Genomic DNA, 13,103 nt, shown 5'->3' on the forward strand with positions numbered 1-13,103 from the left:
AAGAACAGAGAGAAAAGAAAATAGAGAAGAGACTCCTATTAATTTGCAAATGTCCTTTACTTTCAATTTTTTACTTTACTCTTTACTTCATTACCTGTTTTCACCAGTTCATCTTCAAAAAGCATACGTACAGAAGGGGTGTAAGCATCATCATATTGTCCTTGCCTGACCGATACGATGAAAGCGACAAAAAAGATAATTGCCACTACTAGACTTATAGCTAGCAAAACATAGATTACACTCATACCTAACTGATTTATTCGGTAAAAGTAAGAGTGAAGCAAACCTTAGAAAATGACAATTGTCATACTTTAGAACTTTTCTTGGACTATTTAAAATTCCGGATAATTGAAGTTATGTATTTTGAGTTTTAAGTAGTTGAAAATCAATAAGTAAAATCCATTTTGTGAGTACCTGTACTTTTGTTCCTAGTTGTATGATTATGCAGGAAAAAAAGCGTAAATTAAAAAGGCATCGGTCTTATTATTTGAAGAACGATGCCATTTAAAAAATTAGTGGATTATATGTTCATTATGTAAGCTTTCTGCCAATAAGGTTGGTCATTACGGTGGTGAAAACAACAATACTGATGGAACTTAAAGGCATAAGGATTGCGGCAATCACGGGCTCTAATTGTCCGGTAATTGCAAAATATAGACCTACACAATTGTAGAGTAGTGATACTATAAAACTCATTTTTATAACGCGCATTGCTTTTTTGGATGCAAGTATATAATTGTAAAGCTGTTGAAACTTAGAGGCATCTAAAATAGCATCGCAGGCGGGGGAGAAGACATTGATGTTTTCTGATATGGCAATACCAACATTACTTTGTGCAAGTGCACCGGCATCATTTAATCCATCGCCCACCATTAATACTTTTTTGCCTTGATCCTGTAATGATTTTATGAACTCTAGTTTAGTTTCCGGTTTTTGGTTGAAGTATAAAGGCGTCAGTTTTGGCAGCAGTGCCTCTAGCCGTTCTTTTTCTCCTTCGTTATCACCTGAAAGTATGGCTAAATTCATTGATTCTGACATGTTTTTGAAGACAGATGAAATTCCCTCGCGATATTGATTATGAAAAACATACCTGCCTTTATAAGTATTGTTGGCGCTAATATAAATAGAGGTGTCCAAGAGGCTTTCTGAGCTACCCTTACCAACAAAATTTGCCGATCCTATTTTCATATTTATTTGATCTTTTGAGCTTTCAAGACCTTTGCCAACATGCTCTTCATATTCATCTAAAGTAATGATATTCTGTTCTTTGAGTAGATCATATAAAGATCTGCTTAAAGGGTGGTTAGAGGCCCTAATGGTATTCTTCAATAAGGATTCTTCTTCTGGGGTCAATGGCATACCTTCATAGTGTGCCGTACTTTTTTGGGATGTGGTGATCGTACCCGTTTTATCGAAAATGGCGGTATCTATCTTTGCCAACCGTTCAATGGTTTGGGTGTCCTTGATATAGAATTTCTTTTTCCCAAAAATACGCAGCATATTCCCCAAGGTAAATGGAGAGGCCAATGCTATGGCGCACGGGCAAGCAATGATCAGTACCGCAGTAAAAACGTTCATAGCTTTGGAAGGATCGTGGTATAACCAAAAGGCTGTAGCCGTAAATGCAATGGTAAGTACTGCAATGGTAAAACGTTTGCCAATACTATCCGTAAGGTTTTGGAAGGCGGTTATTTTGTCCGTTTTAAAAACCGCATTGCCCCATAACTGGGTCAGGTAACTTTGAGAAACTGATTTTAGGGCGATCATTTCTATAACACCGTTCAATTGCTTTCCGCCGGCAAAAACTTGTTCCCCAATTTCTTTGGCCACAGGTTCAGATTCTCCAGAAACAAAACTGTAGTCTATTTGTGCATTACCGTACACCAAGGTACCGTCAACGGGAATCATCTCTTCGTTTCTGATCAATATTCTATCACCTTTTATAATTTCCTGAACAGGTACGGTTTCTTCCTTGCCGTTTTGGTTTAGTCTGGTAATAGCAATGGGGAAGTATGATTTATAATCGCGTTCAAAAGACAAAAAGCTATAGGTTCTTTGTTGAAAGAACTTGCCCAATAGAAGAAAAAATACCAGACCGGTTAGGGAGTCAAAAAAACCGCTGCCCAGGTTGAAAGTGATATCATAGGTACTTCTTATGAACAGTATTAGAATACCTAGGGCAATGGGCACATCAATATTTAAGAGTTTGGCACGTAAACCTTTGTATGCGGACACAAAATAATCCCAACCGGCATAGAAAACTACGGGTAAGGAAAAGATGAACATCATCCATCTAAATAAATCTTGATATTCGTTCAGCCAATACTCACCACCAGAGGCAGCACTAGAGCCAAGGTCAAAATAATCTGGAAAGGAAAGAAACATGACATTGCCAAAGGCAAAACCTGCAACGCCAAGTTTGTATATTAAACTTCTGTCAGCTGTTTTCTTTTTACCCTCAAAATCCTCTAGCGATATATATGGCTCATAGCCAATTTTTGCCAAAAGTAAAACTAAGTCCTTTAGGCTAAAACTTTGGTTTTTATAGGTAACCCTTATAGTTTTTTTTGGAAAATCTACCTGTGAGTTTGTTACGTGCCTATTTAGTTTGTTCAAATTCTCTAAAATCCAAATACATGAACTACAGTGGATAGTGGGTATATATAGGTTTATGATTTCAATATTATCATCATTAAATTCCGTCAGTTTAGATACGATCTCTTCATTATCTAGAAAATCATATTTTCCTTCTATGGCCTTTGGTGTAGAACCTGCGGCTTCTTGCAACTCATAATAATGATCAAGGTCGTTGGTAGAAAATATTTCATAAACAGTTTTACAACCGCTACAACAAAATGATTTTTGGTCAAATGTTATCAGTTGTTTGTCACAAGGATCTCCGCAATGAAAACATGTATCTGCCTGCATAATTATAAACTAATATTTTACAAAGGTGAAAATGAAACACTTTCTAAAACATGATAATTGTCACTTTTTACAAGTATGGGCTTGTGTAATTTTGCCCTATACTTAAAGATAATGCCATGGAAAATAGATGCGAAAATTGTATAATAAGGCAGTTTAATTCTCTCCGTGCGTTAAATAAAGACGATTTAAAAAAGGTTTCGGACTCTAAAATATCCAGGAAGATAAAAAAGGGAGAAGCCCTGTTTGTTGAAGGGCAAAAGTTAGATGGCGTCTTTTGTGTAAGAAACGGTGTATCCAAATTATCTAAATTAAGCGCTAATGGTAAAGAACAAATTGTAAAACTGACCAATATTGGCGAGATAATGGGGCAACGATCCGTCATAGCGGAAGATTTTACCAATTTAAGCGCCACGGCCATAAATGACATGGAAGTATGTTTTATACCCAAAGAAATTATATCTAATACGCTGAACACCAATCCTAATTTTTCTTTGGAAGTATTACGGCATTTGGCCCATGATTTAAAAGAGGCCGATGACGTGATCGTAAACATGTCTCAAAAAACGGTAAAACAGCGGTTGGCGGAAGCCTTTATCTATCTTAAGAAAAATTACGGGGAAGATGAAAACGGATTTCTGACACTGACCCTTAGCAGGGACGATTATGCAAATATCATTGGTGCTGCAACAGAATCCTTAATACGTATGATTTCTGATTTTAAGAAAAAAGGACTTATAAAGACCGAAGGTAAAAAGATCGGGGTGGTAGAAATAGATAGGTTGCAGGAACTTGTGGATGGTTTCTAAGTAATTTTCTAAGTTGACGAATGTCATAGTTTCAACTCATAGGCAGAAGTATTTTTATCATCAAATGATGAGCTTCGTTTATGAAAAACATTTTAATACCTACAGATTTTTCACCATCGGCCTGGAATGCCATTACATATGCTGTCCATTTATTTGCAGAATTTGAATGTGTATTTCATTTTGTAAATGCTTACACACCAGAAATGCACAGCAATCGCTTAATGGCGGGGAAGGTTTTAGATACGGCAAAAGGCTGTACCGCACAAGCCACTTCAAAACGAGGATTACAAAAAACCATATATCGCATTAAAAAGGAATACAGAAATCCGTTACATAGGTATACCTCAATTTCTACTTTTTCCATGTTGGTAGATGAGGTGAAAGAAACGGTAAAAGCGCGTAACATAGATTTTATAATTTTAGGCACTAACGGTGGTGCCGATGATGAATCTATATTTTTAGGCAGGAATACAGTAAAAATTTTGAACCAAGGATATCATTGTCCTGTAATGGTAATTCCGCCAAGGGCACGTTTTGAAGATCTAGCATCCATTTCGGTACTATCGGAAATCAATCATTTATTTAAGCTAGAAGAATTACAACCGGTAGTAGAATTGGCACGTTATTTTAATAGTACGGTTCAAATTGCAAGTATGCGGAAAACATCGGCTTCATCAAATGAATTACAAAAATTAAATCACAAAATTTTAAACGATAGTCTAGTTAGGATCTCTCATAACTTTTATAAATTAGATACTGAAGGTTCTTTAACAACAACTTTAAAAAACTACGTTAATCAGACTAATTGCCAATTACTTGTTATGTCCAATTCTATAAACAGTTACCTAAGAAGTTTATGTCATAACTACATAGTAAACAGGTCTATTTTCTGTTGTCATGTACCGTTGTTATCACTACAGTTTATAGAACATGGTATAAGCATTGACCACTAAAACATTATCTGAGGTAAGGTTGCATAAGCATAAATCGCAAAATTTTAGATATTACTTTACCCTTTAGGTAATGCTATCTATTAATTCTAAATATCTTTATGGCCGGATAAACTTTAATTGAACAAAAAGTGAGCGCGGTAAACGAGAAAAAAGTAGCGGCATTGGCAGCGGTAAAATATGTAAAGTCTGGAATGACGGTTGGGCTAGGAACAGGATCCACGGCATTTTATATGATAGAGGCCATTGGTGAAATGGTACAAAACGGCATGGAAATCAAAGCTGTTGCAACCTCTAACGAAACAGAGAAATTAGCAACCCGTTTAGGTATTAACGTAATAACCCTTGCAGAAGCAAAAAGGTTGGATGTTACTATTGATGGGGCCGATGAGGTAGATGAAAACTTTCAATTGATCAAAGGCGGTGGTGGAGCGCTACTAAGAGAAAAAATCGTTGCACATAATTCTGATTTGAATATTATTATAGCAGATGCATCTAAAAGTGTTTCCAAATTGGGAAAATTTAAATTGCCCATTGAGACCATACCGTTTGCTACACAGTTGATTATTAACGAATTGAACGACATGGGGCTTAGTCCGGTGCAACGAATGAACGGAAATGATCACTATAAGACCGATGAAAACAACGACATTGTTGATATTGATATTTGGGATTGCGATATGAAATTGACCGAATTAGAGCGGCATTTAAAAACCATTCCGGGCATTGTAGAAACCGGCTTGTTCTTGACGACGACCAATTTGGTTATTATAGGCAAAGGCGATGAAGCTATCGTAAAAAATAGATAGCTATTAAGCAACTTCTATTCTTTTGTACAATTCTGAAGTAAAAAAATACGTCGGTGATAGTATTCCTTTGTCCTTGGTCAATGAATTAAAACTGGCTTTATGGTTGTTAAGAACATACAGCTCAAGGACTGTGAGGTGGTATACATAAAGCTAATTTAATGTGATATTTTTTACGTAATTAAGAATGCTTGGGATGTTTGGAATGCCTTGATATTTTGGCTTACATTTTACAAATAATAAATACATCGTACAAACAACAGTAACTCCTTAATTTGTAGGGGCTAAACTAATATGCACCCAAAATTAGGAAGATATTGCATTTTCCGAAAACCCTTTCGAGAACGCTATTGTGTTATTTAAGAAGTAATCAGGGCTTTAATACTTGAATACTATAGAATTATGTTAGGGGAAATATTTTAATTAGCGCCCATTATAAAGTATCTTTGAAGGAGATTTTTAGTAGATAGTAAAATAAACACGAACCTGAAAAATAATCTAATAATATAATGAACAAGGAACTAGATCAATTAGCAGCCGACAATATAAGGGCATTAGCTGTAGCGATGGTAGAAAAGGCAAATTCTGGACACCCAGGTGGCCCGATGGGAGGAGCAGACTACATGCACATTTTATATTCTGAATTTTTCAATTACGATCCTTCTGATATGAAATGGCCGTTTCGTGACCGTTTCTTTATGGATGCAGGTCATTTATCTACTTTAATGTATGCTCAGTATTATTTGTTGGGTAACTATTCAAAAGATGATGTTTCTAATTTTAGACAATGGGGATCGGTAACACCGGGTCACCCAGAGGTAGATGTGGCAAGAGGTATTGAAAATACTTCTGGTCCATTAGGCCAAGGGCATACTATGGGTGTTGGTGCAGCGGTAGCGGCCAATTTCTTAAAAGCTCGTTTTGGAGATTGGATGAACCATAAGATCTATGGCTTTATTTCAGATGGTGGTGTACAAGAAGAAATTTCTCAAGGTGCAGGTAGAATTGCAGGTCATTTAGGCTTAAGCAACTTTATCATGTTCTATGATTCTAACGATGTTCAATTATCCTCTAAAACAGATGAGGTAACTTCTGAGGATACGGCAAAGAAATATGAAGCATGGGGATGGAAGGTAGTTACTATAGACGGCCACGATCATGATCAGATCAGAAAGGCGTTGAGTGATGCCAATGCAGAAACCGAAAAGCCAACTTTGATTATTGGTCAGACCATAATGGGTAAAGGCTGTGTAACTGCAGATGGAACTCCGTACGAAGGGTACACCGAGTTACATGGTAAGCCAATTGGCGATACAGGTGCGGATTATGAAAAGACTTTGGCAAATTTAGGCGCAGATGTAGACAATCCATTTGACATCTATTCAAAAGTAGAAGAGTACTACGAAGGCATCATCAATAAAAAGAAAGATGAAGCTCAAGCAAAGAAAAGGGAAATAGATGCTTGGCGTTCAGAGAACCCGGAGCTATCTGCCAAATTAGACGGTTTCTTGGAAGGCAAGTTGCCAGACCTAGATTTTGGTTCTGTAGCGCAAAAAGAAGGTCAGGCAACAAGAGCGGCATCTTCCAATGTGTTGGCTTACTTGGCACAGAACGTAGAGAACATGATCGTGTCTTCTGCAGATTTATCCAATAGTGATAAAACTGATGGGTTCTTAAAGAAAACCAGTGTTTTACAAAAAGGCGATTTCTCAGGTGCTTTCTTGCAGGCAGGTGTAGCGGAACTGACCATGGCCACTATGGCAAACGGTATAGCGCTACACGGTGGGGTAATGGCAGTAGTGGCCACATTCTTTGTGTTTTCCGATTATATGAAACCGGCAATTCGTTTAAGCTGTATTCAAGAGCTACCGGTAAAGTTTGTTTGGACACATGATGCTTTTAGGGTAGGAGAAGATGGCCCAACGCACCAACCAATTGAGCAAGAAGCTCAAATACGTTTGTTGGAGAAATTAAAGAACCATAGCCACGAGCAAAGTTTCGTAGCATTACGTCCTGCAGATTCTCAAGAAACGAACGTAGCTTGGAAAATGGCCATGGAAAACCAAAAAACACCTACCGGACTTATTTTATCCCGTCAAGGCATAAAAGATATTCCTGCGAAAAGCGGTAACCGCTATGAGGAAGCGTTAGGAGCTGAAAAAGGAGGGTACTTGGTACAAGAAGTAGCTGATCCAGATGTAATTTTGATAGCAAACGGTTCTGAAGTGGCAACATTAGTAGCTGCAACAAAATTATTGGAAGAAAAAGAAGGGTTGAAAGTAAATATCGCTTCAATACCATCAGAAGGTATATTTAGGCAACAGTCAGAGGCTTATCAAGAAAAGGTAATTCCACCGAACAAACCGGTATTCGGTCTTACGGCAGGTTTACCTGTAAACTTGGAAGGTTTGGCAGGGCCAAATGGCAAAGTATTCGGTTTAGAGCACTTTGGGTACTCTGCACCGGCAACCGTACTTGATGAGAAATTTGGATTTACCGGAGATCAAGTATACCAACAAGTAGTAGATTTTTTAAAATAGATAATCTTTAAAGCATTGCTTTAGGGACATTGATTATAAATTTAAAATTAGTAACAGATGAAATTTTTTATAGATACAGCAAATTTAGACGAGATCAAAGAAGCCCAGGATATGGGTATTTTAGATGGTGTAACCACAAACCCATCTTTAATGGCTAAAGAAGGCATTACAGGTGCCGATAATATTTTGGCACATTACAAGAAAATATGTGACTTGGTTGACGGCGACGTTAGTGCTGAGGTTATCTCTACCGATTTTGACGGTATGGTCGAGGAAGGGGAGAAGTTGGTTAAAATTAGCCCACAGATCGTAATTAAGGTGCCTATGATCAAAGAAGGTGTAAAAGCGATCAAGTATTTCTCTGATAAAGGATACAGAACTAACTGTACCTTGGTATTCTCTTCAGGTCAAGCTTTATTGGCTGCAAAAGCAGGTGCAACTTATGTATCTCCCTTCATTGGTCGTTTAGATGACATCTCAACAGATGGTTTAGGTTTAATAGCGGATATTCGTTTGATCTATGATAACTACGGATTTGAAACTGAAATTTTAGCGGCATCTGTACGTCACGTAATGCATATTATTGACTGTGCCAAAATCGGTGCAGATGTTATGACCGGTGGCTTAGGTGCTATTACAGGACTTTTAAAACACCCTTTAACAGATAGTGGTCTAGAGAAGTTCTTGGCAGATTACAAAAAAGGTAACTAAGTTGTAAGATGTTATCTAATTGATATTAAAAACCATCACTGAAAAGTGATGGTTTTTTTGTTTTATATTAGTTGTGATATAAAAGATATATGTGCAATTGTGTACATATACAATTGTTAGGGCACATTTAAGAAAAATGGGGAATCACGAAAAAAACTACGAAGACAAGAACGATTTTCTGAAGGCTGGTGTTGCGATGCAGAAATATCAGGAAATTCATAATATCATTCGCAAGGATTATATGGAATTACTGAAAGTAACGGAAGGACATAAATCCGAACCAACAGAGTTTGATTCTTTATATCGCGCCTGTCTTAAAAGTTTGTTTTCAATAATAGAAGCGGATATATATGGACTTAATAATCTGGATGAATATGAAAACTATTCTGACAGAGATTCGTTCGAAATTAAGTTCAAAAAGACGTTTAAGCAAGTTTGTCTGACTTGGAACAAAACAGAACTTCAAAAGAAATACTTTGATGAGAAATACGGTGGACTAAGAGTTAAAAAAGAAACGAGATGAATTAATTCACCCGAAAAAAATAGAACATTTACACGGGGCTAGCATCACAGAATTTGAAAAATTAAAGAATGTTTTTAACGACTATGATACGTTCATAAATAGCCTAATGAATGATTTTTTTATCTCCGTAACATTACCGAATGACTATTTTGGGCAGAAATAAAAACGTGCCCTAACACAGCCTATACGTAATGCGGACTTTAGGACTAAATCGAAAGGTCTGTGTATATTTATAATGTCGCTAAATCTTATGGATTTAGCTTTGGACAAAAAAAAATAAAACTAAACAATAAGCTTTAGCTTCGGGCGTAGACGGAAACAAAAAGTTTCCTTGCCTCCGCACTACGCATAGCCCAACCGTTGTCAACAATATTAAAAATAGCTTTATTGCATGCATTTAATACACATCAAACTTAAACCAACGACCAAAATTGACCTTAATTTTGATACAAGTGAAATTGGAAAGGGAATACAATCTCCAAACGCTGCAATTGAAGAGTCCAAAGAATATTTAAAGTCAAATAAGCATTCGGATTTTTATAATAAAGACCTAATGGTAGTTGCTAATCAACAACTAATTTTTGTTTTTGACTATGCTATTGGAAAAGAAAAAATACTCATTCCCGAGATAAATCCAACAACAATTTTCTATTCAAATGCGATTATGTCTCATAGAAGATTGGTTTCCTTTAAAAAAGATTTATTTGAAAATTCACCGACAGTAAAAAATCTTAATAAGCGAGTTAATCCAACCCTATTTGGAAATTTTTTCCAATTAGCATCTAATTGCATTATCAATTTACAAGCCGCATTGGAAAGTTTTGCTAATCGACAAATACCGGTTAACCATACATTTATGGACATTAATGGAAAAGAGTTTGAACCGTCTGTATTTCATAAATTAGATAAAGCATTACCAGAAATTAAAGGAAAAAGATTTAAAAGCAAATTCAAAAAATATAATTTTTTAGTAAGAAAAGTAATCGAATTACGAAACGAAATAATTCACTTAACACCTATAGAAGAAACTACCAATACCAAATACAAATCCACCTATAGAAAATTACTGTCTTTTAATTACAGCGAAGCGATAATTTCTGTAGAAAAACTAATAAACTTTTATGAACCAGATTTGATTGAGAAATGTGAGTGTGGTAAGGAAATGTATTATGATATAGAGGAAAGGTTTGATTCCAAATAAAAATACTGTTGACAACAAAGAACTGAGCTGAAAAACAAATAAAATCTAGCTCGATCTTCCCACATAATTCCTATCATAATCCAAACCTGATTTGGCTATACCATAAGCTTGTTTAATCAATTTATTACAGACTGCTATCAAAGCCAGTTTTTTACTCTTCCCTTTTAAAACTATCCTGTCATATAACGCCTTACATTGAGGGTTATGGACACAAGCTGTAAAATTGCAAAGAAAAAGATGGTTCCTCACCAAGGAGTCTCCCATTTTACTTATTCGGGACTTTCCCCTTACACTACTGCCCGAACTTCGCTCGTTCGGTGCCAGACCGAAATAGGAGGACAACTGCCGTGAACTTTCAAAATCCCGAAAACCGTTCGTACAGACAATTAAAAGCATAGCGGTTTTTCTGCCAACGCCCGGTATAGCGTTCAGCCTGGTATAAAGCTCTTGTTCGTTCGCACGTATCAACTTTTCAATCTCCGTTTCAAGTAACTTTATTTCCTTATCCAAACTTTTCAGTTGACGAACGATGGAACGCATTAGCATACCCTTTCCACGTTTACTTGTGGACATTGCGTGAAGTGTGTTCTTTAAGGCCGTACGTTGCTTAAAATAAAGGCGGACAACTCCTTGAAGGGTCTTACTCTCTACGATGTAACCAGGTTCCGGTGACCAAAGATCTAAAGCTTGTTCCTTGCCATAGCGACAGATCATCTTGGCATCGCTCTTATCCGTTTTTACCTGATTTAGTTTCATCTGTATAAAACGCTTGATGATCAAGGGGTTTATCACGGAAACACGTAAACCGTTATCGAACAAATAAATGGCAAGTTGTTGATGATAACATCCCGTAGCTTCCATTACGCACCAATGATCGGCAGTTATGCTCCTTTGGAACAACTTGAAACCTTTCTCATCATTGCTGTATTGTAAATGACCGCTCTCAGAATCATAAACATCGAAAACATCTTTAGAGATATCTATTCCTACAAAAATTGTACTTTTATTCATATCATTAAATTTTAAAGAACAAAAACTAATGCTATACATCATCCTGGAAACAGGTTCTAATGACCTAATGAACTGATCGTATTTGAATAGTAAAAGAGCAGGGATTTTCTTTGTTGACGGAATCTGAAGTTCCTAAACCTAAAATAACCTTACTCTGCTCTTTTGTTCTTATGTTAAACTATAAAAGATAACAGATTACTAACTTAGGATACCTAAACGTAATGCGGGGTTTGAGCTAAGTCAAAAGGTCTGTGTATATTTATAAAGTCGCTAGATTGAAAATTACAACTGAGTGAAATGCTCATATTTAGTTTTGGAAAAAAGAAAATGTCAAATAAGCTAGGAGCTTTAGCCTAATGCGTAGACGGAAGATAAGTACAAAAACACCTACTATTATTCATAAATTAACCGCATTACAAATTCTAATAATTTAAGAATTAATGAAAAAGACATTAAATGATTTAACTAAAGAGGATTGGAATACACTTTTTCCGATAGAATTGGTGGACCATAATCCTGAATGGATAAACATTTTTGAAAACGAGAAAAAACGGATTTTAGATAAGGTTGGTAATGAAAAGATTTTACGTATTGAGCATTTTGGGAGTTCATCAATTCCTTTGATAAAATCCAAACCATATATCGATTTAATGATTGAAATACCTAAAGCATATTTGTTTGATAAAAATTTGATTGAACAATTTACGCAATTGGGCTACGCTCATTTTAAAGTGCCAGCAAGAGAAGATATAAAGGAATATTCATCATTTGGAAAAGGATATAATTTGGAGGGCAAAAAAGAACAAATTTTTCATATCCATATGTGCCCAAAAGATAATGTGATGTGGAAACAAATAGATTTTCGAGACTATCTGAATACCAATAAAATACGAGCGAAAGAGTACGAAAATTTGAAACTTGAGCTAGCCTCTAAATTTAAAAATGATAGAGGTTCCTATGTCCTAGGAAAGACAGATTTTGTCAACGAAACATTAGAAATAATCAGCAGAAAAAGCGGCGAGCAACAGGGTGTATAAATCCATAGCTAATCAATGCTAAACTAAAAAGTTTATTTGCATTTGAAAACCCACCAAATTTTTAATTTGGCTTTTATTTTTAGTCTTTAAAAGTAAGTACATTTTTACACGCTATGTTTTAAACACAAGTCAGTTAAAATTTACTTCATTAAACATTTTATTATAAAATATTGTAACAAACTGACTTGAAATTTTACCTATAGACGGTAATCATAAAGTACTGATATGAAATTAGGTAAAGTTTTGGAAATTATTGGATGCATTTTAATTGGTATAGGAATGTTGGCTAGAATAGTTATAAAACTCTCTGATGGAGAAATACCGGACATGCTTTCGGAATTTCAATTCCTAAAATTTCTAGGTTTTGTTTTTTTGATTTCAGGAGTGGTCATTATGGAAGTTAGGAAAAGAAGGACCAACAGCAAAAATAAAAATGCGCTTACGAAGCCTATTATAGAGCAATAGTTATGGATAGGAATAAGAACTATGCGGTATCTGTCGTTATTGGTATTCTCGGTTTTTTTATTGCCTTAGGCTTATTGTTTCAAGGAAGATTTTTGATTGCTATTTTCAGTGTTATTACATGTATT

The 13,103-nt window shown here is 35.8% G+C and carries 12 protein-coding genes; 9 read left to right on the forward strand and 3 right to left on the reverse strand.

Annotation, left to right across the window (positions count from 1 at the left end):
* Window positions 1-62 precede the first annotated feature (62 nt).
* Both ccoS and PXC01_RS13950 read right to left on the reverse strand, forming a co-directional pair.
* Window positions 63-245, reverse strand: coding sequence for a cbb3-type cytochrome oxidase assembly protein CcoS (gene ccoS / locus PXC01_RS13945; protein ID WP_276472892.1), 183 nt, complete (start codon window positions 243-245; stop codon window positions 63-65).
* Between the two features lie 286 nt (window positions 246-531).
* Entirely contained in the window at window positions 532-2,928 is a 2,397-nt protein-coding gene (locus PXC01_RS13950; protein WP_276472893.1) for a heavy metal translocating P-type ATPase, read from the reverse strand.
* A gap of 116 nt (window positions 2,929-3,044) precedes the next feature.
* Here PXC01_RS13950 and PXC01_RS13955 point away from each other — a divergent pair, with 116 nt between their 5' ends.
* The 7 genes from PXC01_RS13955 (at window position 3,045) to PXC01_RS13985 (ending at window position 10,465) form a co-directional block, all read left to right on the forward strand.
* Window positions 3,045-3,734: a Crp/Fnr family transcriptional regulator gene (locus PXC01_RS13955; RefSeq protein ID WP_276472894.1), complete on the forward strand. Its 690-nt coding sequence runs from the start codon at window positions 3,045-3,047 to the stop codon at window positions 3,732-3,734.
* Between the two features lie 80 nt (window positions 3,735-3,814).
* Window positions 3,815-4,687 (forward strand): universal stress protein, encoded by an 873-nt coding sequence (locus tag PXC01_RS13960; protein ID WP_276472895.1) that lies wholly within the window; start codon window positions 3,815-3,817, stop codon window positions 4,685-4,687.
* A gap of 128 nt (window positions 4,688-4,815) precedes the next feature.
* On the forward strand, window positions 4,816-5,493 hold the full coding sequence (rpiA, locus tag PXC01_RS13965) for a ribose-5-phosphate isomerase RpiA (RefSeq protein ID WP_276472896.1): 678 nt from the start codon (window positions 4,816-4,818) through the stop codon (window positions 5,491-5,493).
* A 506-nt stretch (window positions 5,494-5,999) separates the two neighbouring features.
* Window positions 6,000-8,030: a transketolase family protein gene (locus PXC01_RS13970; RefSeq protein WP_276472897.1), complete on the forward strand. Its 2,031-nt coding sequence runs from the start codon at window positions 6,000-6,002 to the stop codon at window positions 8,028-8,030.
* A 57-nt stretch (window positions 8,031-8,087) separates the two neighbouring features.
* Window positions 8,088-8,741: a fructose-6-phosphate aldolase gene (gene fsa, locus PXC01_RS13975; RefSeq protein ID WP_058105582.1), complete on the forward strand. Its 654-nt coding sequence runs from the start codon at window positions 8,088-8,090 to the stop codon at window positions 8,739-8,741.
* Between the two features lie 136 nt (window positions 8,742-8,877).
* Window positions 8,878-9,264 (forward strand): hypothetical protein, encoded by a 387-nt coding sequence (locus tag PXC01_RS13980; RefSeq protein ID WP_276472898.1) that lies wholly within the window; start codon window positions 8,878-8,880, stop codon window positions 9,262-9,264.
* 391 nt (window positions 9,265-9,655) lie between these two features.
* On the forward strand, window positions 9,656-10,465 hold the full coding sequence (locus PXC01_RS13985) for a hypothetical protein (RefSeq protein ID WP_276472899.1): 810 nt from the start codon (window positions 9,656-9,658) through the stop codon (window positions 10,463-10,465).
* Window positions 10,466-10,510: 45 nt separating this feature from the next.
* Here the strand turns inward: PXC01_RS13985 and PXC01_RS13990 are convergent, their stop codons facing one another.
* Complete coding sequence (locus PXC01_RS13990) at window positions 10,511-11,476, reverse strand: IS110 family RNA-guided transposase (RefSeq protein WP_276472900.1); 966 nt, start codon at window positions 11,474-11,476, stop codon at window positions 10,511-10,513.
* Between the two features lie 440 nt (window positions 11,477-11,916).
* Here PXC01_RS13990 and PXC01_RS13995 point away from each other — a divergent pair, with 440 nt between their 5' ends.
* Entirely contained in the window at window positions 11,917-12,513 is a 597-nt protein-coding gene (locus tag PXC01_RS13995) for a GrpB family protein (protein WP_276472901.1), read from the forward strand.
* 225 nt (window positions 12,514-12,738) lie between these two features.
* Window positions 12,739-12,978: a hypothetical protein gene (locus PXC01_RS14000; protein ID WP_276472902.1), complete on the forward strand. Its 240-nt coding sequence runs from the start codon at window positions 12,739-12,741 to the stop codon at window positions 12,976-12,978.
* The last annotated feature ends 125 nt before the right edge of the window (window positions 12,979-13,103 follow it).

Origin of the sequence: Maribacter huludaoensis, from assembly GCF_029350945.1 — a bacterium.
Taxonomy (GTDB): Bacteria; Bacteroidota; Bacteroidia; order Flavobacteriales; family Flavobacteriaceae; genus Maribacter; species Maribacter huludaoensis.